This is a genomic window from Nocardiopsis sp. NPDC101807, from assembly GCF_044766605.1.
Taxonomy (GTDB): domain Bacteria; phylum Actinomycetota; class Actinomycetes; order Streptosporangiales; family Streptosporangiaceae; genus Nocardiopsis; species Nocardiopsis tropica.
Map to the genome: position 1 here is coordinate 252943 of NZ_JBIWMK010000009.1, position 22389 is coordinate 275331.

At 72.9% G+C, this 22389-nt stretch carries 22 protein-coding genes; 7 read left to right on the forward strand and 15 right to left on the reverse strand.

Translation table 11 applies throughout. The features are described from left to right. Window positions 1-94: 94 nt before the first annotated feature. Together ACIRPH_RS26260 and ACIRPH_RS26265 are read right to left on the reverse strand one after the other, a co-directional pair. On the reverse strand, window positions 95-442 hold the full coding sequence (locus tag ACIRPH_RS26260) for a DUF6507 family protein (protein ID WP_402918971.1): 348 nt from the start codon (window positions 440-442) through the stop codon (window positions 95-97). Next, window positions 439-753 (reverse strand): hypothetical protein, encoded by a 315-nt coding sequence (locus ACIRPH_RS26265; RefSeq protein ID WP_402918973.1) that lies wholly within the window; start codon window positions 751-753, stop codon window positions 439-441. The genes ACIRPH_RS26260 and ACIRPH_RS26265 overlap by 4 nt, the downstream gene beginning before the upstream one ends. Before the next feature lie 381 nt (window positions 754-1134). Here ACIRPH_RS26265 and ACIRPH_RS26270 point away from each other — a divergent pair, with 381 nt between their 5' ends. Continuing rightward, window positions 1135-2523 carry a DUF6177 family protein gene (locus tag ACIRPH_RS26270; RefSeq protein WP_402918975.1) on the forward strand — a complete coding sequence of 463 codons (1389 nt, stop codon included), beginning with the start codon at window positions 1135-1137 and terminating at the stop codon, window positions 2521-2523. Between the two features lie 232 nt (window positions 2524-2755). Next, a complete protein-coding gene (locus tag ACIRPH_RS26275) occupies window positions 2756-4021 on the forward strand; it encodes a hypothetical protein (RefSeq protein WP_402918977.1) in 1266 nt (421 codons plus the stop codon). A gap of 469 nt (window positions 4022-4490) precedes the next feature. On the opposite strand, the gene ACIRPH_RS26280 is transcribed toward ACIRPH_RS26275, so the two are convergent. Further along, window positions 4491-4886 carry a DUF4229 domain-containing protein gene (locus ACIRPH_RS26280; protein ID WP_402918979.1) on the reverse strand — a complete coding sequence of 132 codons (396 nt, stop codon included), beginning with the start codon at window positions 4884-4886 and terminating at the stop codon, window positions 4491-4493. Window positions 4887-5311: 425 nt separating this feature from the next. Between ACIRPH_RS26280 and ACIRPH_RS26285 the strand changes: the two genes are divergently transcribed. Together ACIRPH_RS26285 and ACIRPH_RS26290 are read left to right on the forward strand one after the other, a co-directional pair. After that, the gene (locus ACIRPH_RS26285) at window positions 5312-5512 is read left to right on the forward strand and encodes a BldC family transcriptional regulator (protein ID WP_017535950.1); all 201 of its coding nucleotides are present in this window, start codon (window positions 5312-5314) and stop codon (window positions 5510-5512) included. Between the two features lie 117 nt (window positions 5513-5629). After that, on the forward strand, window positions 5630-5983 hold the full coding sequence (locus ACIRPH_RS26290; RefSeq protein ID WP_402918982.1) for a PLD nuclease N-terminal domain-containing protein: 354 nt from the start codon (window positions 5630-5632) through the stop codon (window positions 5981-5983). A gap of 210 nt (window positions 5984-6193) precedes the next feature. On the opposite strand, the gene ACIRPH_RS26295 is transcribed toward ACIRPH_RS26290, so the two are convergent. Further along, window positions 6194-7483, reverse strand: a complete 1290-nt coding sequence (locus tag ACIRPH_RS26295) for a polysaccharide lyase family 1 protein (RefSeq protein WP_402918984.1) — start codon at window positions 7481-7483, stop codon at window positions 6194-6196. 237 nt (window positions 7484-7720) lie between these two features. Here ACIRPH_RS26295 and ACIRPH_RS26300 point away from each other — a divergent pair, with 237 nt between their 5' ends. Next, a complete protein-coding gene (locus ACIRPH_RS26300) occupies window positions 7721-8716 on the forward strand; it encodes a LacI family DNA-binding transcriptional regulator (RefSeq protein ID WP_402918986.1) in 996 nt (331 codons plus the stop codon). Window positions 8717-8839: 123 nt separating this feature from the next. On the opposite strand, the gene ccsB is transcribed toward ACIRPH_RS26300, so the two are convergent. The 9 genes from ccsB to ACIRPH_RS26345 all read right to left on the reverse strand — a co-directional run bounded on the left by ccsB (window position 8840) and on the right by ACIRPH_RS26345 (window position 18035). After that, window positions 8840-9856 (reverse strand): c-type cytochrome biogenesis protein CcsB, encoded by a 1017-nt coding sequence (gene ccsB, locus ACIRPH_RS26305; RefSeq protein WP_402918988.1) that lies wholly within the window; start codon window positions 9854-9856, stop codon window positions 8840-8842. 3 nt (window positions 9857-9859) lie between these two features. After that, window positions 9860-11524, reverse strand: coding sequence for a cytochrome c biogenesis protein ResB (locus ACIRPH_RS26310; RefSeq protein WP_402918989.1), 1665 nt, complete (start codon window positions 11522-11524; stop codon window positions 9860-9862). After that, entirely contained in the window at window positions 11524-12342 is an 819-nt protein-coding gene (locus ACIRPH_RS26315) for a cytochrome c biogenesis CcdA family protein (protein WP_402918991.1), read from the reverse strand. Before ACIRPH_RS26315 ends, ACIRPH_RS26310 begins: the two co-directional genes overlap by 1 nt. After that, window positions 12342-13064, reverse strand: coding sequence for a TlpA family protein disulfide reductase (locus ACIRPH_RS26320; protein ID WP_402918993.1), 723 nt, complete (start codon window positions 13062-13064; stop codon window positions 12342-12344). The genes ACIRPH_RS26315 and ACIRPH_RS26320 overlap by 1 nt, the downstream gene beginning before the upstream one ends. A gap of 239 nt (window positions 13065-13303) precedes the next feature. Then, window positions 13304-13507, reverse strand: coding sequence for a helix-turn-helix domain-containing protein (locus tag ACIRPH_RS26325; RefSeq protein ID WP_013155995.1), 204 nt, complete (start codon window positions 13505-13507; stop codon window positions 13304-13306). Window positions 13508-13761: 254 nt separating this feature from the next. Then, entirely contained in the window at window positions 13762-14559 is a 798-nt protein-coding gene (locus ACIRPH_RS26330; protein ID WP_402918995.1) for a phosphatase, read from the reverse strand. Between the two features lie 294 nt (window positions 14560-14853). After that, on the reverse strand, window positions 14854-16014 hold the full coding sequence (locus tag ACIRPH_RS26335; protein ID WP_402918997.1) for an acetoin utilization protein AcuC: 1161 nt from the start codon (window positions 16012-16014) through the stop codon (window positions 14854-14856). A 167-nt stretch (window positions 16015-16181) separates the two neighbouring features. Further along, window positions 16182-16976, reverse strand: a complete 795-nt coding sequence (gene proC / locus ACIRPH_RS26340; RefSeq protein ID WP_402918999.1) for a pyrroline-5-carboxylate reductase — start codon at window positions 16974-16976, stop codon at window positions 16182-16184. Between the two features lie 114 nt (window positions 16977-17090). After that, window positions 17091-18035 (reverse strand): sugar phosphate isomerase/epimerase family protein, encoded by a 945-nt coding sequence (locus ACIRPH_RS26345; RefSeq protein ID WP_402919001.1) that lies wholly within the window; start codon window positions 18033-18035, stop codon window positions 17091-17093. A gap of 319 nt (window positions 18036-18354) precedes the next feature. Between ACIRPH_RS26345 and ACIRPH_RS26350 the strand changes: the two genes are divergently transcribed. Further along, window positions 18355-18972: a class I SAM-dependent methyltransferase gene (locus tag ACIRPH_RS26350; RefSeq protein WP_402919120.1), complete on the forward strand. Its 618-nt coding sequence runs from the start codon at window positions 18355-18357 to the stop codon at window positions 18970-18972. Between the two features lie 88 nt (window positions 18973-19060). Here ACIRPH_RS26350 and ACIRPH_RS26355 read toward each other — a convergent pair whose 3' ends face one another. Continuing rightward, entirely contained in the window at window positions 19061-19642 is a 582-nt protein-coding gene (locus ACIRPH_RS26355; protein ID WP_402919003.1) for a C40 family peptidase, read from the reverse strand. A gap of 227 nt (window positions 19643-19869) precedes the next feature. Beyond that, the gene (locus tag ACIRPH_RS26360; RefSeq protein WP_402919005.1) at window positions 19870-20787 is read right to left on the reverse strand and encodes an SGNH/GDSL hydrolase family protein; all 918 of its coding nucleotides are present in this window, start codon (window positions 20785-20787) and stop codon (window positions 19870-19872) included. Window positions 20788-20954: 167 nt separating this feature from the next. Between ACIRPH_RS26360 and radA the strand changes: the two genes are divergently transcribed. After that, complete coding sequence (radA, locus tag ACIRPH_RS26365) at window positions 20955-22337, forward strand: DNA repair protein RadA (protein WP_402919007.1); 1383 nt, start codon at window positions 20955-20957, stop codon at window positions 22335-22337. The last annotated feature ends 52 nt before the right edge of the window (window positions 22338-22389 follow it).

The window sequence follows — 22389 nt, forward strand, 5'->3', positions numbered from 1 at the left end:
GGGGGTGGGGGGTGAGGGGGCGACCGGGACGCGGCCCGGTCGGGGCTTCGCGGTCGGCGCGCGGCGGAGCGTGCGCGCCGGACGGGCGGGAGGGTCAGTGCGGAGCGTTCACGGGGTTCTCGACGTACGCGGCGTTGGCCTGGGCCTCCTCCGCCATCTCCAGGTCTCCGAGGAGGTAGGCGTCCACGGCCAGGGCGCACCCCTCCAGCGCGGAGCCCGCCCGTTCGACCATCTCCTCCGCGAGGGCTCCGACGTGTTCGAGGAAGTGGTACAGCTCCCCCTCGACCGGGCCGCTGCACGCGGCCGTGGCGGCGTTCATGATCTCGTCGCCGGTGGTGGTCAGGGCGCCGTCGAGCGCGTCGCCGCTGCCGTCGCCGGCCTTGCCCAGCACCTCGTTGAGCACCGTCCCGACGGAGGGGGCGTCGATGTCCCACGCGCTCACCGGTCACCGCCTTCCCGGGCGGAGAAGCGGTCGCCCCGGAAGTTGTCGGGCGGTTCGGCAGTCGAATCGTGGCCGGTATCGGCCAACTCGCGCTCGGAGCGGACGATGCTCGCGTCCATGCGGTCCAGGGCGGGGCGCACCGCCTCGATGATGCTGGTCAGACGTGTCCGCAGCTCCCCGGTGCGCTCGCGCATGCGCACGGCCAGGATCTCGTGCGCTCCGGGAACCCGCACCGGCGGGACGCCGTCGCGCGGGAGGTCGCCCGTGGGTTCCCCGAGCGCGCCCGGGACTTCTACCAGCTCGAATCTCATGTACCGGTCACCCTGCCCAGCTCCGTCGGAACCGCCGCCCCCCGTGGCTCATTGTGCGTATTATGCCGATGCACGACGACAATGTGTGACCCCTCCCTCGCGGAAGCGGTTCGCACTGGCACGGAGTTCCGGATACCCCTTGACCGCAGGCCCCCTCTACCGCTTCTCCCGGAGGGACGGGCCCCACGACGTCCGCTCCCCCGCTTCCCCGCCCCGCAGGCCCCCCGCACGCACGCATGCCGAGCCACCAGCACCGAGCCACCAGCCACCCGGCGCCGACCGCGCGGCCCTGTTCGGTCCCGGACCGGACTCCCCTCCCGTGTCGCCCGGTCACGCCGAACCCGACCCCGCCGCCCCCGGCGGCATCGCCAAGGAGAACCGTTGAGCTACGACGTGGTCGCACTGCTGGCGGCGGAACCCGGCATGGTCGCGGTCGCCCACTCGCTCCGCGACGCGGGCGCCGACCTCGCGGTGCGCCCCCTGGACGGCGGGGTCGTCCAGCTGCGGGACGCCGAGGCCCGTGTCCTGGCCACCCTCGAACCCGCCCAGCTGGTCGAGTCCCGGGGCGAGGTCTCCCGGCTTCTCGGCGCCGAGGCCGCCGTCAACCTGCCCGACACCTGCTGGTGGGCCGAGGTGCGGGCGCGGCCCGACGCGGCGGGACGCGAGGCGGCGCACCGCGTCGCCGACGGCCTCGCCCTCCGGCTGGGCGGCGGCGTGTGGACCTCGGGTCCGGGCGACTTCTCGCTGTGGGAGGAGACCGGGCACCCGGCCGTCGAGTTCGAGGCCGAGGAGGCGTTCGTCGTCGCCCAGGACCGCGAGGTCGTCCCGCTGTCCTCCTGGATCACCGACGCCGTGTCGGCCAACGCGCTCCGGGGCACGGTCCTCCAGGTGCTCACCCCCAGGTCGTCGCGGCTCACCCACGGCCTGCGCACCCTGATCACGCAGCCGATGGCCCGGTGGGTGGTGCTGGACGGGGAGGGCGGCCAGTTCGACGGGGTCAGCGGCCTCCCGCTCCGCTGGGACCGGGTGCACGGGTACGTGCCCGACTCCCGGAACGGGAGCGCTCCCGAGCCCGCGGTCGGGTTCCTCGACATCTCGCCGATGGGCGCCCACCTGCTGGTCGACCTGGCGGTCCGGCACGGCGCGTCCTTCGCCCCGCCCCTCGGCCGGGCGGTCGAGCTCGTCACCGGACACCTGGCCGGGGTCCTCCCTGCCGGTTGGGGGCCGCACGAGCCGGCGCTCGCCCCCTGGGACCGGGAGAGGCTCGTGCGGCTGGTGCGCCACCGCGCCCCGCGCACGGCCCTGCTCCAGTTCGCCGGGCACCAGGGCGCCGGCCCGCCCTTCACGGGCGGCGCCCGCGTCTCGTGGGCCCCCGACGGGGAGAGGGCGGCGGAGCGGATCTCGCTGGCGATCGGGTTCGAGGACGAGGAGGCGCTGCCTCTGGGGGCGCTCCCCGGCCTCGTGGAGGCCCTGGCGGCGGAGAACCTTCTGGACGTGCTCCACGTGCGCCGGGCGCGCGGTCGCCGCGACGTCACCTTCGAGCCGCGCTGGCACGGGCTCGCCGCGCCGGTCGGCATGGCCCTCGGCCCCGACGGGGTGCGTCGGGCCGGTGAGGAGCACGCGCTGGCCGGCCCCCTGCGGGGAGAACCGCTGGGCGAGGCCGGGGCCCGCGCGATCTGGTACCCCGCTCCCGCCGAGGCGACCCGTCAGCGGGCGGCCGAGGCCGTGGCGGCCCAGCTGCGCCACCTCGCCGCGGCGCCCCGGGCCTGACCGGGCCCGCCCCCCGGCGCCCCCGCCCCGCCGGTGGCGCGGCGGACCCGCCGCCCGTTCCCGCCGCCGCGCGGCCTGTCGGCCGGCGGGGGACAGAACCAGGAAGGCACGGACGGAGCCAACATGGTTACTGTGTGTGATTTTCCCGCGACTCTTTGACAGAATGCGGACACCCCCCGGCCGTCCGGCCTCCCGCCCGACAAGCAGGTCCGCACACCAAGGAGAATCCTCCGTGAAACCCAGCCGTTCGTTCGTCGCGCTGACGATGAGCACCATGCTCCTGCTCCCCGTCGGCATCGCGGTGACGGCCCCGGCCGCGCACGCGGCGCACCGGGGCGTGGTCGGCGAGCAGCCCGTCCAGTGGACCCCGCACGTCCTGGACGGGACGGTCAAGGACATCCTGAGGATCGGGAACACGGTCCTCGTCGGGGGTGAGTTCACCAGGGTCGCCGAGGTCGGCGGCGACGAGCACACCCTCCGCAACCTCTTCGCCTTCGAGCACGGGACCGGGCGGATCATCCGCGACTTCGAGCCGGACGTCAGCGCGATGGTCACCTCGCTCGCCCCGGGGCCGGACGACAGCGTGGTCGTCGGCGGCCGGTTCACCGCCGTCGACGGCAAGCCCTCCCGGGGGCTGGCGCGGCTGTCCCTCGCCGACGGCGGCCCCGTGCGCGAGTTCGGCGCCGTCCTCGACGACGGCGCGACCAACCGTCTGGCCACCGACGGCGCCCGCCTCTACGTGGGCGGCAACTTCACGGGGGTGAGCGGCGCCGAGCGCACGGGCCTGGCCCGCCTCGACCTCCGGACCGGCGAGGTGGACCGCAACTTCGCGCCGCGCCTCGCCGAGCCGCGCCGAGGCAGCCTGCGCGTGCAGGAGCTGGCCCTGAGCCCGGACGGCCGGCGGCTCGCCATCAACGGGACCTTCACGAAGGTGGACGACAAGAACCGCTACCAGATCGCCATGATCGACACCGCGGGGGCCTTCGTCACGCCGTGGTCCACGTCCGCCTACGAGGCCCCGTGCGACTACGAGCGGATCCACACGTACATGCGGCAGATGGCGTTCTCCCCCGACGGCTCGTACTTCGCCGTCGTGACGGGGGGCGGCCCCAAGGTCAAGCCCGGCCTGTGCAAGTCGACCAGCCGGTTCGAGAACACCGACAGGCCCGACTCCCAGCCCACGTGGAGCAACAAGACCGGGGGCGACTCCCTGTACTCGGTGGAGGTCACCGAGTCGGCCGTGTACGTGGGCGGGCACCAGCGCTGGATGGACAACGAGAAGGGCGAGCTGAACCCCGGGCCGGGGTCGGTGGAGCGGGAGGGCATCGGCGCCGTGGATCCGCGGACGGGACGCGCGCTGGCCTGGAACCCGGGACGCGCGCGCGGGCACGGCGCGGAGGCCCTGCACGCCACGTCGGACGGGCTGTACGTGGGGAGCGACACCGAACGCCTCGCCGGCGAGTACCACGCGCGCCTCGGCATGTTCCCGCTGGCCTGAGGACGGCGGTCCCGGTCGGTCGTCCGAGACCGGCCGGCCGGGGCCGCGGGGCCGGGGCGGGAAGCCCGGCACGGCAGGACCGGGACGGCGTGACCGGCGTCCGCCCGGGGGCCGTCTCCCCGGCGCGCCGCCCCGGGAGGGGCCCCGGAGGCCGGGACCGCGAGGTCGTCCTCCACGGGGTTCCCCGGCCCGCTCGGAGGGGCCGCCGCACGCGACCGGGCCGGCCTCCGTCGCCTCGGAGGCGCCCGGTCGAAAAGCCCCGCCGCAGTCCTGTCCGCACGCCCGGCCGACCGTGCCGCCCCCACCCGGCCGACGCGTGCCGCCCCGACGGGATCAGCGACAGGACGGCCCCAGGGGCGGGCGCGTCAGCCCCTGACGGCCTTGCGGGCCCGGGGCGTGTTCCGTGGGGGGCTTGCGGGCGGGCACCGCCCGGACGCCCGTCGTGGGGCCCGTGGCGGGCGAGGACCGGTCAGGCGTCCTTGGACGCGGCGGCCGTGCCCCCGTCCCGCTTCGCCTCGGCGTCCGCGGTCCCTGCCGTGTTCCCCGCGCCGACCTCCTCGGGGGCCGCGTCGGCGGGCTTCCCGGCCGGCCCGGACGCGGCCGCGTCCTGGAGGTCGTCCTCACGGGAGGCCCCTCCGACCAGGCGGTCGCCCACGTTGGCGCCCCGGCGGCTCTCCAGGCGCTCCACGGTCCGGGCCGACAGCTGGTCGCGCAGCCGGGACAGCAGGACATAGGACGCGAGGCCGCTGACCAGCCACGCCAGGATGAGCGCGACCCACGAACGGGCGCCGAATAGGTAGACCACTCCGAAGGCCGCCAGGAAGAGTCCCACCCGGGCGGCGGTATAGGTCAGCCAGCTACGCATGAAAAAGCCTCACAACAGACGATTACCTGGACTAGATTGGTCGCTACGCCCATCAGCACACGAGACGACCGGGTCCACACATGTGGCCCGGGCGGTACCGGGTCCCCGAACAGGACCGAACGGGTGGCTCCCGCATGTCCTCACCACCAGGTTAAGGGCGTGTCGGGCGCAGCGGACACCGGGGCGGCGTGTCCCCCGCCGCAAAGGCGACGGGACCACACAGGCCACTGGATTCACATAGTCATGGGATGTTTCCAATCCCGACAGCAGGGCCCGAACATCACGTTCCGGTCACATATCCGGTACTCCTCCCCCCATCACCGCAATTTCTCCGAAAACTAGGGAGGAAACGGACCAACTCGTGCACACTAGGGGATCAAACGCCCGCCGCCCCCACAGTCCGAGGCGGGCACGATTGGGGGAATGTGAAGGTGGAACGAGCAAGCGAACGCCTGTTGACCCCCGGGGAAGTGGCCTCACTCTTCCGGGTTGATCCCAAGACCGTCACGCGCTGGGCCGCCTCCGGGCGGATCAGCAGTATTCGCACCCCCGGCGGCCACCGCCGGTTCCGCGAGTCCGAGGTGCGTGCCCTCCTTCTCGGGGAGCCGAGCGAGAGCACCCCCTGAGAGCGAGGTGACGCCCCCCACCCCTTCGGCCCCGGACATCGGACTCCGCGGGGTCTCCCGCGCCCCTGGGTCGGTGTCCCGACCGTGAGGAGTCGACAGCAAGAGTAGGCTGGAACCATGGTGTGGCTTGGTGGCCTGATCACGCTCGTATCGATCGTTCTCTGGGTGTACGCGTTCTTCGACGCGCTGACCACCCCTGCGCAAGAGGTCCGGAACCTGCCCAAGGTCCTCTGGATGATCGTCATCGCGCTGTTCATGCCCGTCGGTTCGATCCTGTGGCTCTTCCTCGGCCGCCCGCGCCAGGCGGCCCCCGTCGACGGAAGCCCGCCCTCCCCGGCGCAAGCCGCGTCGGCCGACGACCTTGACCCGTCCGACTTCGCCAAGCCCTCCGACAGCCCGCACCCGCTCGGACCCGATGACGACCCCGAGTTCCTGCGACGCCTCAAACGGCGCATCGACCCGGAAGAATAGGTTCTCCTCGCCGGATCGGTCGGAGAAGGGGCCCACCCGCCCCTCGCCGCCGGCCCGCCCGGGTGAACCTCGCCGACGGACCGCGTGGAACAAGGCCGCCCCGACAGGCGGGGCACGACAGGCGTGAACACAACGGTGGGGCCGCACTCCTCGGAGCACGGCCCCACCGTCATGTCAGGGGCCCGGAGCGGGCCCCCGGCCCGCCCAGGTTCAGAGCAGCCCGGCCCCCACCTCCCGCGGCAGCCCGCGCAGCGCGTGCACCGGCTCCACGTCCGCGGCGAACTCCGGGACCCAGGTGGCGGCGGTGCCCAGCTCCATGCCGGGGTTGGCCGCGTTGTAGACCTCCACCAGGTCGACCGGGGACAGCCGCCCGCGGCCGTCGCGCATCACCGCGTTGCCGTGCTCGACGATGTCGTCGCCGCCCCAGTTGTACAGGACCTCCTCCGCCCCGATCCCGTCGTGCAGGTCGAACACGTTGTTCTCCGCGTACACGTGGGACTCCACCCCGACGCCCAGGCTGTACTGGTAGAGCCCGCCCCGGACGGTGTAGTGGTTGTTGTACACGTGCACCTGGCCGTAGCGCACGCGCGGCGCCCTCTGGCCGAGCCCGTCGAAGTGGTTGTGGTGGTAGGTCACCCGGAGGCGGCCCCGGTCCGTGGTCCGGCTGTCGCTGTTGCCGAGCAGCATCGCCTTGTCCCGCTCGACGAAGTCGTTCCACGAGACCGTGACCAGGTCGGACCCCCGGACGATGTCCAGCAGCCCGTCGTGCACCTCGTACTTGCGGCCGAAGTGGTCGGGCAGCTCCGCCCCCGGGTTGTCGCCGTCGTCGAACGTGTTGTGGTCCACCCACACGTTGGTGGCCCCGGAGACCTCCACGTGGTCGTACTCCGAGTTCCAGTTGCCGGTCCCGCCGTCGGCGGGGTCCCAGCCGGGGAAGCAGTCGTGGGTGTCGGAGAAGGAGAGGTTGCGCAGGATGACGTTGTCCACGTCGTGGACCAGGAGGTTCACGCCGGCGATGACGGCGTCGTCGCCCGCTCCGACCACCGTGGTGTTGGAGCCGACGCGGACCCGGATCTGCTCGGCCTGGACGTCCTGCGAGGCGGCGCGGGCCTCCTCCAGCGGGCCGGACGGGTCCTCCCACCCCCACACCGCGGGGTCGTAGGCGGCCAGGTAGCCCTCCAGGGTGTAGCCGTCGACCGCGTAGTCCTCGCACGCGATCGGGGTGCCGTCCGGCGCCGTGTTGGCGTCGACGGTGCCCTCCACGCGGACGATCTTCGGGTGGTCCCCGGAGACCGCCTCGCGGAACTCCTCCAGGGTGGAGACGGTGACGACGTGCTCCGGTGCGGCCGCGGACCCGCCGGTGGTCCCGGCCCCGGCGGAGCCCCATCCGTCGCCGTCGGCCAGGACCTCCCGGCCGAGGTCGGGGGCGGCGTTCGCGGTGGTGGCCGGCGCGGCGGTCAGCGCCACCGCCGCGGCCAGGGGGAGTATGAGCCTGCGCATGTTCGTGCTCCTGGTCGGGGGATCCCGGGTGCTGGTCCGCACCCGGCTGCAAACGTTTGCATGAACATCTCCCGACTCCCCCGCCCACGTCAACCCTCCCGCCCCGCCTTCTCCGTGGAAAACACCGGAAAACCCGGTACCGGCGGTCCGGCCCGCACCCTGCCGCTCCACAACCGGTTGCCGTACCCTCGGGTCCCAGCGGAGCACATCGGAACATCCACGGAACGGAGGCCCCGGGTGGCCGTCACCATCAGGGACGTCGCGCGGGAGAGCGGGGTCCACGTCTCCACCGTCTCCCGGGCCTTCTCCGCCGCCCACATGGTCAACGCGGTGACGCGGACCCGTGTCATGGCGGCGGCGGAGCGGCTCGGCTACCGCCCCAACCGCGCCGCGCGGGCCCTCTCCACACGGCGGACCGCGAACCTCGGGGTGATCGTCGCCGACATCGCCAACCCGTTCTTCCCGCCGCTGATCAAGGCCGCCCAGGCGCAGGCGCGCGAACGCGACTACCACGTGTTCGTGGCCGACACCGACGAACGGGCACGGGTGGAGGAGGAGCTGGTGCGCTCCATGGCCAAGCAGGTGGACGGCGCGCTGCTCGTCGCCTCGCGGCTCAGCGGGCGCGTGATCGCCGAACTCGGACGCGACGTGCCCTTCGTCGTCGTCAACCGCCGGGTCAGGGGCCTGCCCTGCGTGCTGATGGACGTGGCCTCGGGCACCCGGCAGGCCTTGGACCACCTGGTGGCGCTGGGGCACAGGGACATCGCCGTGCTGACCGGGCCGAGCGCGTCCTGGACCGCCCAGCGGATACGGGGGGCCGCGGAGGAGGCCGCCGCGCGCCACGGCGCGGGGCTGCACCCCGTCGGGCCGAACCCTCCCACCGAGGAGGGCGGGGCGTCCGCCGCCGCCGAGGTGGCGTCCGGTCCGGCGACGGCCGTGCTCGCCTACAACGACCTCGTGGCGCTGGGCCTGATCCGTGAGGTGGAGGCCCTGGGGCTGTCGGTGCCCGGGGACCTCAGCGTGGTCGGCGTGGACAACACCCACATCGCCCGGCACTGCCGCCCGGCCCTCACCACCGTGGACATGCCGGTCGTGGCCGCGGGGCGCAGGGGCATCGACCTGCTGGTCCACCGGGTCACCACGGGGGAGGACCCCGGGACCGTCACCCTGGACACCCGCCTCGTCGTCCGGGAGTCCACCGCGCCGCCCCGGGGCGCCCCGGCCCGCCCCTGACCGCCCCGGCGCCGGGCCGCCGTGCGCGGCAGCGGCCGGGCCCTCCGGCAGGACCTTCGCTCGGGGGCCGCAACAGACGGCGGCGGGGACCCGAGGGGTCCCCGCCGCCGTGCGCAGCCCTGGTCAGGCGTAGGAGTGCAGGCCGCTGAACATGTAGTTGACGGCGAAGAAGTTGAACAGGATGGTCAGGAAGCCCAGCACGTTGATCCAGGTGGCCTTGGGGCCGCGCCAGCCGCCCGTGGCACGGGCGTGCAGGTAGGCGGCGTAGATCACCCAGGAGATGAACGACCACACCTCCTTGGGGTCCCAGCCCCAGAAGCGGCCCCACGCCTCGTCCGCCCAGATCGACCCGGCGATGATGCCGAACGTCCACAGCGGGAACGCGAACAGGATGAACCGGTGGGAGATGCGGTCCAGCAGCTCCGGGCTGGGCAGGCGCCCCGCGATGCCCGCGACCTTCTGCCCCAGGGCGCGCTTGGCCTCCGTGCGGTGCGACACCAGGTAGGTGACGCCCGCGACGCCGGACACCATGAACGCGCCGCCCGCGATGATCGTCGCGGTCACGTGGATCGGCACCCAGTAGGAGTGCAGGGCCGGGATCAGCGGGCCCGGGTCCACGTACAGCCACTTGACGCCGATGCCCAGCAGGAGCAGGACCGGGACCAGGACGAAGGCCCCGAGGAACCGCGCCTGGTAGCGGAACGAGGCGTACAGGAGCCCGCCCACCGCGACCAGGCACAGCGCCACGATGAACTCGAACATGTTGCCCCAGGGCCACCGGCCGGCGGCGAGGCCGCGGGTGACGATCTGGGCGACGCCCATCAGGAACCCGAGCGTCGTCACGCCGAGCGCCACCCGGCCGAGGTTGCTCTGGGAGGCCTGCGCCTCCCCCTCGGTGGTGCGGACGTTGACGTCGATGTCGAGGTCGTCGTCACCGCCCCCGTCGGCTCCGGCGCCCTTCCCGGCCCCGGCGGCCACCGGCATGAGCTTGCCGGCCCTCAGGTTGGTGCGCTTTCCGTAGGCGGCCTCGATGGCGAAGAGGAACAGGGCCGCCGCGTACGTGACGATCATCGCGATGATCAACATGTCGCTGGTCGACGCCATCGTCTCGTCCACCGTTCCGGCGAGTGTGTACGTCACCGGTCACTCCCTCGTTGTCGTCGACTCTGGCGGGTCGGATGGTGTGCTGCTTCGGGGATTTCGGGGGTTGTCGTCCGACTCGTCGTTCCGGAGCCGTCCGGCAAGCTCTGTGGTGAGTTCGTGGAACTCCGCGTTGTTGCCCGCCACCTCGGTCTTGCCGAGGCCGGACAGCTCGACCCGCGTGCGTCCGTCCCCGCCCGTGGTCGCTCGCACCCACACGCGGCGGGGGCGGACGAACAGGGTGGTGACCAGGCCCAGGACGGCGAGGGTGGCCGCCGCCAGCGCCGGGAGGCGCGCGCCGTCGCGGTTGGTCTGGAGGCTGATGTACTCGCTGTACCCGGTGAACGTGATCGACCCGGCGCCGTCCGGGAGGTCCCAGCTGTCCCCGATCCCCAGCACCGGGGAGCTTCCGAGCTCCTCCATGCCGCTGGTCTGGAGCTGGTAGACCGACTGCGGGTCCAGCATGCCGAGGTCGCCCCGGTAGCCCTCCAGGGTCACCCGGGGGTTCTCCGCGCCCGGGAAGTCGGAGACGAGGTCGCCCTCGGGCGTCTCCGCCGCGCTCGGCAGGAACACCCCGACGAAGCCCAGCTCCTCCCCGCCGGTGTCGGGGACCTTGACGACGCCGTCGGAGGTGAAGGTGGCGGTCTCCCGGAACAGGAACGGGACCGCCTGGTCGAAGACGACCTCGCCGTCGGCGTTGCGGACCTCGAACTCGGGCGCGTAGCCGTGGCCGAGCAGGTAGACCTGCACGCCGTCCACGGTGAGGGGGTGGTTGACCTCCAGCGTGTGCCGGGCCTCCTCCGCCTCCGGGGACTCCTTGTAGGTCAGCTCGGCGACGTAGGACTCGGCCTGCCCCCGCAGGTCGCCGTCCTCGATGAACGACGCCTCGAAGTCGTCCAGGTGCAGGGTGAAGGGCTCCAGGGCGTCGGTGTCGGTCCAGTGCCCGGGGTAGATGGCGTCGTAGGAGGGCAGGGTGTTCGCGAACCCGTCGCCCTCCACCAGCAGCATGTTGCCCCGGTAGCCGAAGAACGATCCGGCGGCCAGCGCGAGCAGCAGCCCCAGCAGGGCGAGGTGGAACAGCACGTTCCCGGCCTCGCGCAGGTAGCCGGTCTCGCTGGAGAGGGAGTCCCCGTAGCGCTCGATCCGGTAGCCCTTGAGGACCTTGCGGGCCTGACCGAGGACCGTCTCGGGGTCGGCGCCGGTCGTGAACGTCGCCACGTACGGCATCCGTCCCAGGTTCCTGGGGGTGTGCACCGGCCTGGCCCGCACGGCGCGGGCGTGGACGACGGCGCGCGGGATGACGCAGCCGGCGAGGGAGACGAACAGCAGCAGGTAGATCGCCGCGTACCAGGGCGACGAGAACACGTCGAAGAGGTAGAACCGGTCCAGCCAGGGGGCCAGCTCGGGGTTCTCGCGGACGTAGGTGTTGACCTCGTCCACGCTCACGACGTTCTGCGGCAGGATCGAGCCGGGGATGGCGCCGACGGCCAGCAGGAAGAGCAGGATCAGGGCGGTGCGCATCGAGGTGAGGATGCGCCACGCCCAGCGCAGCCAGCCGAGCGCGCCCAGGCCCCGGGGCTGTCCGCCGCCCCGGTCCTCGGTCCCGGTCCCGCCTCCCGGGCCGGCCCCGCCCCCGGTGTCGTCGTCGGTCGTGGTCGTCGTACTCATCAGATCACCGTTTGGAAGTCGGCGGCCCAGCCCTGCATGGCGACGGTCAGCTGCGTCCACAGCCCGGTCACCATGGCCAGGCCGACGAGGACGAGCATGGCCCCGCCGATGACGGTGACGGTGCGGGTGTGTCGCTTGAGCCAGCCGAAGGCGGTCAGGGCGCGCCGGTAGAGGAGGGAGGCGAGGACGAAGGGCAGCCCCAGGCCCAAGCAGTAGACGAGGGACAGGAGCATGCCTCGGCCGGCGCCGCCCTCGATGAAGGCGAGGGTCTGCACGGCGGCCAGGGTCGGGCCGATGCACGGGGTCCAGCCGAGGCCGAAGAGCATCCCGAGCAGGGGTGCGCCGGCCAGGCCCGCACGGGGCAGCCGGTGGAAGCGGAACTCGCGCCCGAACCCGGGCATCACGCCCATGAAGGCGAGGCCGAGGACGATGGTGAGGACCCCGAGGACCCGGGTGATGGGGTCGGTGTAGTCCACGAGGAGGTCGCCGAGCCAGCCGATGAAGCCGCCGACGGCGACGAACACGAGGGTGAACCCGGCGATGAACAGGACGCTGCCGGTGACCATCGTCCACCGGCGCGTGGCGAGTTCGGCGTCGACGTCGGCGACGGCCGTCGCCGTGGCGCCCCCTCCCCCGGCGGCGCGGGCGGCGGAGCGCTCGCGCACGTCGGCGCCGCTCATGCCGGTCACGTAGGAGAGGTAGCCGGGCACGAGCGGGAGCACGCAGGGGGACAGGAAGGACAGGAGCCCGGCGGCGAGCGCCAGGGGGACGGCGGCGAGGAGGGACCCGGTGAGGACGGTGGTGCCGATCGCGTCCATCAGCGGTCGTCCCCGTCGGAGGGGGCGTCGGAGGGCTGTTCCCCGCCCTCCTGGGGGGACGCCTCCCCGGCCTCCTGGTCGGCCACCCGGGGCCGCTCCTCGGGATCGCCGAGGCCGAACTCGACCACCACGGGGTTGAGCAGCTCGGTGAGCTGGCCGTAGGTGGTGGGCCCGATGACGCGGGCCGCGATGCGGCCGTCGGGGTCGATGACGAGGGTGCTGGGGATCGCACGCGGGGGGACGGTGTCGCGGAAGGCCTGCGGCACCTCGCCGGGCTGGTCGTACAGGCTCGGGTAGGCGACGTCCTTGTCGGAGAGGTAGGCCCGCGCGGCGGTCTCGTCGTCCTTGATGTTGACGCCCAGGAAGTCCACCCCCAGGTCGCCGTACTCGGCGTGGACCTCGTCGAGCACGGGCTGCTCGGCGCGGCAGGGGCCGCACCAGCTCGCCCAGACGTTGAGGACGACGATGCCGCCCTCGTAGTCGCCGAGGGACACGGGGTCGCCGTCGAGGGTGGTGCCCTCGACCTCGGGGGCCTCGACCCGCTCGGCGGCCTCGAAAACGGTGGCGCTGCCGTCGCCGGAGATGAACCGCTCGTCCTCGCCCCCGGACTCGATCTCGTTGCCCCCGGCGCAGCCGGTGAGGGCGATGGCGGCGGCCAGGGCGGTCGCCGCAAGGCGCGGCACGCCGCGGCGCGACCGCGTACCGGAGCTGGTACTGGGCATCGAGGGAACCTCGCGAACCGGGGGTGAACAGGGCGGACTACATCAACGACAGATTGTAGTAGATGCCCTGGCGCCCCTTCGGCCGCCCCGGCACAAGGGACCTTCGGTCCGGTGTGCCGGGCGGCCTGCGGCGAGGTGGGGAGACCTCGAAGGGGACGGCGTCCGTCAGGCACCGCCCCCGGGGGTTGTGCGTCGGCCGGGGCGCGCGTGTCGCGGCCCCGGCCGGCCTCGGCCCTGGATCAACCAGCCTCGACGAATGCCTCGCGGAGGTAGTCGTGCACGGCCCGCTCGGGAACCCGGTAGGAACGCCCCACACGAATCGCGGGGAGAACTCCCGAGTGCACCATTCGGTAAACGGTCATCTTGGACACACGCATGATCGTGGCGACTTCCGCCACGGTCAAGAACCTGACCTCTTCGAGAGGCGGTTTGCTCCCGTTCATCTTCCGACGCCCTCATTCCCGGACGTGAGCATTGTCCACTCTTCAGCCCGGCGTGATGTACGGCGGTAGGGGCAACCCCGGTATGTGCCCGTCCCAACCCCACGCCAGCGTGTCACTCTGTCACTACTGACACGTCCGTTTTCAGAGTAGAGCCGAGACCCCGTCTGCGAAAGGTCGATTGTCCTGTCTTCGGGGATACACGTTGACGACGGGACGGATGAGGTTTAACGGTGGGTATAAATGGTCGGCCCTGGTCAGATCAGACCGGCCCTCGCGAGGACGTACTCGCGCAGGGGGGCGTAGTCCTCGGTCAGGTATCCGTCGTCCAGAGGCACCGTGACCAGTAGCTTTCCCTCGTGTTCGGCCAGGAACAGAGCGGGGTCGTTGCAGTCCGCGAACCCCATCGTCGGCACTCCGGCCTCCCCCGCCGCACCCGCGAACCCGTGGTCCGCGATGACCAACTGCGGCCATGCCTCACCCCGGTTCTCCAGGTCCCCGAGAATGGCACGCATGGCGAAGGGGTGGTGGCTGTGACGCGCGAGGTGTCCGTCCGTCACGATCGCGACTTCGTCCTTCCAGACCACGATCCGCCGGTTGGGGGGCTTCTCGGTAGTCACCTCGTACGAATAACCGCCCGCAGCGGTGACGACCGGGCAGCCGCGCGAGGCCAGTGCGTCCTTCCAGACCCGGTAGGTCTCACGGAGTTTGCTGGGGTGTCCGGTGGCGAACATGACCCTCTCCCGGCGCTCCGCCGCCAGCGCCATCCGATCGGCCAGCGCCTCCAGGGCGTCCACGGTCAGGTCGGGGTCGATGGTGTCGATCCCCCACACGTACTCCTCGTCGCCCACGACGCCGCACCGCTTGCTCATGAGGGAGAGGACCTCGGAGAACGTCCAGTCGTGGGAGAACGTCAGACCGAACTGGTGGTAGGGGTCCTTCTGCACCAGCCGCCGGTAGTGCCGAAGGTTGTTCTGGCGGGGGGTGTCGACGTGCCCGGCGATCCCCGTGCGAACCAGATAGGTGATGAGTTCAGCGCGTGTCGGCGGCGTCACCTGGCGTTCCCCTTCCTCGACTGGGCAGCGAGCGTGCGCCCCGCCGTGATGCCACCACGACGCCGGCCTCTGTTCGCCCGGTATTCAACCTCTGTCCTACCCGCCTGCGGCGTACAACGCGCAATCCCCATGAATTCACCTCCGTACTCCCGGGCACCGCGGCGGGCCGGGCCACGGACCGGAACCCCGGAATGCGCGGCGGTCCCGAACCGGCCGGGATCCGGCCGCGCCGGAACCGCTCCGGGGCGGCCGGCGGAGCGCGTTCGGGAACACGGGCGGTCCGGCCGGCGGGGCCTAGAGGCTCGGGTCGATGCCGTGGCTGGGGAAGACGGCGGTACGGGTGGCGTGGATCGCGCGGTCCACCGCGTCGCCCGGGTCGTAGCCGTCCACGAAGGGCGCGAACGAGACCTCGCGGCCGTCGGTCATGTAGAGGGGCGCCAGCTCCCCGGTGCGCTCCCGCACGAAGTCGCGCCACTTCTGCGGGGTCTCGGCGTCCGGGTCGACCGGGTGGCCGGCGGCCTCGGCGAGCAGGTGGGTCCAGGCGCGCGGGACCACGTGCACCAGCCCGTAGCCGCCGCCGCCGAAGAGCAGCCACCGGCCGCCCGCCGTCTTCTGCGCGAGCTTGTGCAGCTCGGAGTAGGCGCGCCGCTGGCCGTCCACGCTGAGGGTGAGGTTGGCGAGCGGATCGAGGGCGTGGGTGTCGCAGCCCTGCTGGGTCACGAGGATCTCCGGCTGGAACTCGTGCAGCAGGGGAGGGACGACGGCGTCGAAGGCGCGGTGCCAGCCGGTGTCCCCGGTGCCCGCCGGGAGGGCGACGTTGACCGCGTACCCCTCCGCGTCCGGGCCGCCGGTCTCGGACGCCTGCCCGGTGCCGGGGAACAGGGTCACCGGCGACTCGTGCAGGCTGATGGTGAGTACGCGGGGGTCGTTGTAGAACGCGTTCTGCACGCCGTCGCCGTGGTGGACGTCCACGTCCACGTACGCGATCCGCTTGGCGCCCTGCTCCAGCAGCCAGCTGATGGCGATCGCGGGGTCGTTGTAGACGCAGAAGCCCCACGCGTGGTTGCGCATCGCGTGGTGCAGGCCGCCCGCGATGTTCGCGGCGTGCGCGGTCTCCCCCGTCCACACCGCTCTCGCGGCGGCGACGGACGCGCCCGTGATGAGCGCCGCGGCGTCGTGCATGTCGGGGAAGACGGGGTTGTCCGCGGTGCCGAGCAGGTGGGCGTCGTCGGGCGCCAGTGTCCTGCCCGCGCGCTTGACCGCCTCGATGTAGGCGCGGTCGTGCACCAGGGAGAGGAGTTCGTCGGACGCGGGCTCCACGTCCAGGAGGCCGACCCCGGGGGCGTCCAGCACGCCGAGTTCGCGGCTGAGGGCCATCGTCAGCTCGACACGGATCGGCGCCATCGGGTGCTGGGGCCCGAAGTCGTAGGCCGTCAGTCCGTCATCCCATGCCACCCGAAGCGAGCAGGACGTGCGCCCTCCCATGTGGTGACCCCCGTTTCAGGTGTGCGTGCTCCGAAGCACACAGTACGCAAAACCGGGCTCCGATCCGAACCCCGGGTCCAGGGGACGGCCGCCGGCCGGCGCCCCGCGGGGCCGGCGGCGGCCCCGCCCGGGCCCCGTCAGCTTCCGGAGAGCGCGCCGCTCCTGTCGCGGGCCGCCTCGATGGCGTCCGTGAACGCGGTCCGGACGCCGTGCCGCTCCAGCTCGCGCAGCGCGGCGGCCGTGGTGCCGCCCGGGGAGGTCACGGCCTCGCGCAGCACCACCGGGTGCTCCCCCGAACCGTTGAGCATGGCGGCGGCGCCGGTGATGGTCTGCCCGACGAGCTTCTGCGCCGTGACGCGCGGCATCCCCATGGCGACACCGGCCTCGATCATCGTCTCCGCGATGAAGTAGAAGTACGCGGGGCCGCTGCCCGAGATGGCGGTCACCGTGTCCATGTGCTGCTCGCCGACCCGGATCACCTCGCCGACCGTGGCCAGGAGCGCCTCCGCGCGGTCCAGGTGGGCCCCGTCGGTGTGGGCGCCGCCCGCGACGGCGGTCATCCCCTCGCCCATCAGTGCGGGCGTGTTGGGCATGGCGCGGACGACGGGCGTCCCGGCGGGCAGGTGGTTCTCCAGGACGGCGGTGGTGATGCCGGCCGCGACGGAGATGATCAGGCGCTCCGAGCCCAGGTGCGGGGACAGGTCGTCCAGCAGTGCCACCATGTCCTGGGGTTTGAGGGCGAGCAGGAGCGTGTCCGCGCGCTTGGCCGCGTCCGTCGCGGGGACCACCTCGACCCGGTAGCGGCGGCGCAGCTCCTCCGCGTGCTCCTCGCGCGGCTCCGTGACGAGGACGTCCTCCGGCGCGTGGCCCTTGGCCAGCATCCCGGCGAGCAGCGCCTCGCCCATCTTCCCGGCACCGATGATCGCGATCATGAAGAGTCCTCTCTGCGGGTCACGTCCACGCTAGCGGCCCCGCCGCCCCGGGGGGACCGCGCGTCCCGGCCTGTGGACGGCGGACCGCGCAGGCCCCGCCGGGGCCGGGCCGCGTCAGCTCCCGCCCGGGTCGACCGTGCCCTTGTCGTCGACCGTGCCGCCGCCGTCCACCGAGAAGCGGCGGGGCGGTGCCGACGGCTTCCGGCGCAGGAGGGCGATGCGCTCGCGGCGGTCGTGCGTGCGGCCGGGGGACGCGGAGGTCTGCGCGAAGTGCAGGCGGGTGAAGGCCAGGGCCTCGGCCAGCTCGCGCATGCGCGCCTGGCGGTCGGCGGCCTTGCGGGTGCTGACCTCCAGCACCAGCTGTCCGCCGAAGCCGCCCTCGGCCAGGTACTCCAGGAGTTCGCCGACCGGCTGGGTCCCCCGGCCGGGGATGAGGTGCTCGTCGAGGTTCTGTCCGCCGAAGCCGTCCGTCACGTGGACGTGCGAGAGGCGGTCGCCCAGCTGCCTGGCCATCTGCATGGCGTCGGAGCCGGACATGGCGGTGTGCGACAGGTCGAGCGTGACGTCGGGGTAGTCGCGGTCGAGCGGGTCCCAGCTCGGCGCGTAGGGGACGACCTCGCGGTCGCGGACCCGCACGGGGTACATGTTCTCCACCGCGAAGACGACGTCGGTCTCGTCCTGCATACGGGAGATCCCGCTCTCGAACTCGCGCGCGTACTCGCGCTGCCAGCGGAAGGCGGGGTGGACGACGATGGTCTTCGCCCCCAGGGCCTCGGCCATCTCCTTGGAGCGGACGAGCTTCCCCCAGGGCTCCCTGCCCCACACACGCTGGGTGAGGACCAGGCAGGGCGAGTGGACGGCGGTGACGGGTATCTGGTGGTAGTCCGAGAGGCGCCGCAGGAGGTCGATGTCCTGGCTTGCCGGATCGGAGGAGACGAGGACCTCCACCCCGTCGTACCCCAGCTTCGCCGCGATCTCGAAGGCGGCCGGGGTCTTCTCCGGGTAGACCGACGCCGACGACAGGACGACGGGTGCGTCTGGGACCTGGATAGGACTCACACACCCAGACTATGCGCTGTCGGGCCCTCCGTGCGTTCCGCCCGGGCGAGCGCGGCGCGCCGTGCCCCCGGGGCCTCCCCGTCCCCTCCCGTCACGCCCCTCCCCCGTACGGGGCCCGGCCGGGGCGGGGTCCCTCCGGCCGGGCCGGGGCGGGGTCCCTCCGGCCGGGCCGGGGGCGCGGGAAGCACGGCGCCGGGACCGGCCGGGGACCCGTCGGCCGGGCCGGATGGCTAGTGTGCGGTGCATGATCCCCAGGGACGCGATCCCCAGCCCCAACATCTGGCGGAACCCGCAGACGTACGAGTTGGAGAACCGGGCGGTGGACCCCGAGGGCGTGATCGGCGCGGCCATGGACCGCGTCCGCCCCATGGACGGGGCGCACGTCCTGGACGTCGGGTGCGGCACCGGCTACCACCTGCCGGGGTTCGCCGCGCGGGCGAGCCGGGTCACCGGCGTGGAACCGCACCCGTCGCTGGCGGGGGCGGCCCGGGCCCGGGTGCGGGGCCTGGACCACGTCCGGGTCCTGGACGGAGTGGCCCAGCGGCTGCCCGTCCCCGACTCCGTCGTCGAGGTCGCGCACGCGCGCTGGGCCTACTTCTTCGGCCCGGGGTGCGAGCCCGGCCTGGCCGAGCTCGACCGCGTGATGCGGCGGGGCGGGGTCGCGTTCGTGATCGACAACGACGCCACGCGCTCCACCTTCGGCTCGTGGTTCCGGCGTTCGCTGCCGTCGTACGACCCGGCCGCCGTGGAACGGTTCTGGGCGGCCCGCGGGTTCACCCGCGAGGCCCTGACGATGCGCTGGTCGTTCACCGACCGCCGCGCCTTCGAGGCGGTGGTACGGATCGAGTTCCCCTCCGCGCTGGCCGCGGAGATCGTGCGGTCCCATCCCGGGCTGTCGGTGGACTACGCGGTCAACCTGTGGTGGAAGCGGTACTGACCCGGTGGACGGGTGCGTCCGGGGTCCCGGGCTCACCGCCCGGGGCGCGCTCGGCGGCCGCCGGCGCGGCCCGCGGGGACCGTTCCCGTCACAGGCGTACCGCGCCTGCGAGGTTGTAGCGGTTGACGTCCCGCTCGCGGACCTGGTCCCCGGACTTCGGGGCGTCGATCATGCGGCCGCCGCCGAGGTAGATCGCGACGTGGTAGGCGTACCCTCCGCCGTCGGCCCAGTAGAGGATGTCGCCCCTCCTGGCGTCGGAGTAGGAGACCCTGGTCCCCTCCCTCACCTGGTCGTGGGCGATGCGGGGGAGGCTGACCCCGGCCTGCCCGAACGACCACTGGACGAGGCCGGAGCAGTCGAAGGAGTCCGGTCCGGTGCCGCCCCAGCCGTACGGGGTGCCCTTCTTGGACTCGGCGGCGCTGATGGCCCTCTCGACGGTGGAGGAGGGCAGCGCCGCCTGGTGGACCCTCGCGGGCGCGCCGGCGCCCGGTGCCGGTTGCGCGTGCTGGGCGAGGGCCGGGGCGGCGCCGGAGGTCAGGAAGGCCGCGGCGAGCGCGGCGGCCGTGAGCGATCGCGGTCCGCCCCGGCGGGGGCGGGCGGACGAGGCCTGTCGCCCCGGGTCCTGAGGACGACAGGCCTGCGTTTGCTCGTGCTTTCGCGGTAGTCGCATGACGGTGGTGCTCCACTCGTGTGAGTAGTCACGCCGGGGCGTCCGCGCCGCTGTGACGCGGATCTCTCCGCCTCGACGCACCACCATTCGTCACACAGCCACCCGAAGAAATCACTCTCCGTGGTCCAGTTGGCCACCAAGGAGGGTAAAGGCTGCTTTACCCGAGGGGATATACCGGTCATTCGACCAGCAAACGGACTCCCTCTCCCTGGGGTGGCGACCCTCCGCTACAGAGCCGGGGAGGGCACGCCCACCGCGGCCTGGACGAAGTCCGCCGTCGCCTCCATGCCGAGCCGGTTGGGGTGCACCGGGGCCCCGTTCTCCGGGATCAGGCCCTCCACCCAGCGGGTGCCGGAGGGCTTGCACACGTCCCTGCCGCGCTCCAGGACGTCCACGAACACCGCGCCGTTGGCCTCCGACTCCTCCTTGATCACCGCGTTGAGCGACGTCTGCGCCGCGTCGAGGAACGGGACGTCCCCGCGGGCGATGGGCGTGCTCGGCCAGCAGCCCCCGCTCTCCGGCAGGAGTTGGAGGTAGCCCACGCTGAGGACCGTCGCGTCGGGGCTGCGCTCCGCGATGTCGGCGTAGACCTGGGAGATCTCGCCGCGCAGGCCCTCGATCCGGACGTCGAGCTCGTCACCGTAGTAGTTGGCGCACGGGCTGCCCAGGGGGTTGCCCAGGCTCCGCTTGGCGCACTCGACGAACACGTCGGAGAACCCGAAGTCGTTGCCCGCGATGCCGACCGTGACCAGGTCGGTCTCGGGCCGCAGCGCGTCGAGCTGCGGGAGCGTGTCGGTGAACTGGTTCTCGTAGAAGTGCTCCATCCGCGCGCCGGAGCAGCTGGCGTCGGTCAGCTCGGCGACCCCGATCCGCTCGGCGAGCATCTTGGGGTAGTTGTGGTTCGACTGCATGCAGCCGAGCAGGGGCACGCGGGCCTGGGCCTGCTGCTGGCGGACCAGGGGCCCGGCGACGAAGGAGTCGCCCAGCGCCACGTAGTGCTGGAAGGCGGCCGCCTCGGCCTCCTCCGCGGCGGCGGACGGCGGCGAGACCAGGGACAGGCCCAGGACCGCCGCGGCCGCGGGGACCAGGACTCGGCGGAGCCACCGGTGTCGGGGGATGGCGGGGTTTGCGTCGTTACGGGGCACGCGGGTTCCTCTCCAGGGAGCGGGGGGCAGGGAGTAGTCGGACCCTTACAGATTCTTTAACACGACCTACCGGAAGTTCCCCATAACCCGTAGGTAACTTTCGTGTGTCGCGGCGAATCCGTTCCGCCCCGGCGGGCCTGTCCCCGGGAGCCGCTAGCGTGGCGACCATGGCAAAGGCAGCGAAGACGACGTTCCGGTGCGCGGAGTGCGGATGGAGCACCCTCAAGTGGGTGGGCCGCTGCGGCGAGTGCCAGGCCTGGGGCACGGTCGAGGAGGCCGGGGCCCCCGCCGCGACGTCCGTCGCCGCCGCGCCCGTCACCTCCCGGGCCCGGCCCATCACCGAGATCAGCGTGGAGAGCGCCGAGGCCGTCCCCACCGGGGTCGACGAGCTCGACCGCGTCCTGGGCGGGGGCGCGGTCCCCGGCGGCGTCGTCCTGCTGGCGGGCGAGCCCGGCGTGGGCAAGTCCACGCTGCTCCTGGAGGTCGCGGCGATGCGGGCCGCGGACGGGCCCGTGCTGTACGTCACCGGCGAGGAGTCCGCCGGACAGGTGCGGCTGCGCGCCGAGCGCCTCGGGGCCCTGTCGGACAAGCTCTACCTCGCCGCCGAGACCTCCATCGCCTCCCTCGTCAGCCACGTGGACCAGGTCGGCCCCCGGCTGCTGATCGTGGACTCGGTGCAGACCATGGTCTCCCCCGACGCCACCGGCGTCCCCGGCGGCGTCACGCAGATCCGCCAGGTGACCGGCGCGCTGATCCAGATCGCCAAGGAGCGCGGGATCGCCACCATCCTGGTCGGCCACGTGACCAAGGACGGTTCCATCGCGGGGCCCCGGATGCTGGAGCACCTGGTCGACGTGGTGCTGCACTTCGAGGGCGAGCGCCACTCCCAGCTGAGGCTGCTGCGCGCGATCAAGAACCGGTACGGCCCCACGGACGAGATCGGCTGCTTCGAGCTCACCGAGAGCGGCATCGTCGGCCTGCCGGACCCCAGCGGCCTGTTCCTCACCGAGCGCACCGACCCCGTGCCCGGCACCTGCGTCACCGTCGCCATGGAGGGCCGGCGCCCCCTGATCACCGAGGTCCAGGCGCTGGTCGCGCCCACGCCCCTGCCGGCCCCGCGCCGCGCCACCTCGGGCCTGGACACCTCCCGGGTCAACATGATCCTGGCGGTGCTGGAGAAGCGCACGGGCATGCGGCTGGCCAACATGGACGTGTACGCGTCGACGGTCGGCGGCGTCAAGCTCACCGAGCCAGCCGTGGACCTGGCGCTGGCCATGGCGGCGGCCAGCTCCAGCAACGACGTCGCCCTCCCCGTCGGGTTCATCGCGATCGGCGAGGTCGGCCTCGCGGGCGACGTGCGCACCGTCTCGGGCGTCCGCCGCAGGGTCGCGGAGGCGCAGCGGCTCGGGTTCACCGAGGCGATCGTCCCCAAGCACTTCGGCGACCCGGTCCCGGGCATCCGTACCCAGGAGGTCGAGGAGCTGAGCGAGGCGCTCCTGCGCGTCGCCAAGCGCTCGCGCCGGTCCCGCAAGCCCCAGGACGACGGCTGAGGCCGGCGGGCCGGGCCCCTGCCCCGCCCGTCGGCCCCGGAGCGGCCCCGGG

Bases quoted from the DNA above. Each gene is read 5' to 3' on its own strand.
- ACIRPH_RS26295 (WP_402918984.1), bottom strand. From the start codon at position 7,483: ATGCGCAGGCTCATACTCCCCCTGGCCGCGGCGGTGGCGCTGACCGCC.
- ACIRPH_RS26320 (WP_402918993.1), bottom strand. From the start codon at position 13,064: ATGCCCAGTACCAGCTCCGGTACGCGGTCGCGCCGCGGCGTGCCGCGC.
- ACIRPH_RS26265 (WP_402918973.1), bottom strand. From the start codon at position 753: ATGAGATTCGAGCTGGTAGAAGTCCCGGGCGCGCTCGGGGAACCCACG.
- ACIRPH_RS26325 (WP_013155995.1), bottom strand. From the start codon at position 13,507: ATGAACGGGAGCAAACCGCCTCTCGAAGAGGTCAGGTTCTTGACCGTG.
- ACIRPH_RS26355 (WP_402919003.1), bottom strand. From the start codon at position 19,642: ATGCGACTACCGCGAAAGCACGAGCAAACGCAGGCCTGTCGTCCTCAG.
- ACIRPH_RS26280 (WP_402918979.1), bottom strand. From the start codon at position 4,886: ATGCGTAGCTGGCTGACCTATACCGCCGCCCGGGTGGGACTCTTCCTG.
- ACIRPH_RS26290 (WP_402918982.1), top strand. From the start codon at position 5,630: ATGGTGTGGCTTGGTGGCCTGATCACGCTCGTATCGATCGTTCTCTGG.
- radA (WP_402919007.1), top strand. From the start codon at position 20,955: ATGGCAAAGGCAGCGAAGACGACGTTCCGGTGCGCGGAGTGCGGATGG.
- ACIRPH_RS26310 (WP_402918989.1), bottom strand. From the start codon at position 11,524: ATGAGTACGACGACCACGACCGACGACGACACCGGGGGCGGGGCCGGC.
- ACIRPH_RS26315 (WP_402918991.1), bottom strand. From the start codon at position 12,342: ATGGACGCGATCGGCACCACCGTCCTCACCGGGTCCCTCCTCGCCGCC.
- proC (WP_402918999.1), bottom strand. From the start codon at position 16,976: ATGATCGCGATCATCGGTGCCGGGAAGATGGGCGAGGCGCTGCTCGCC.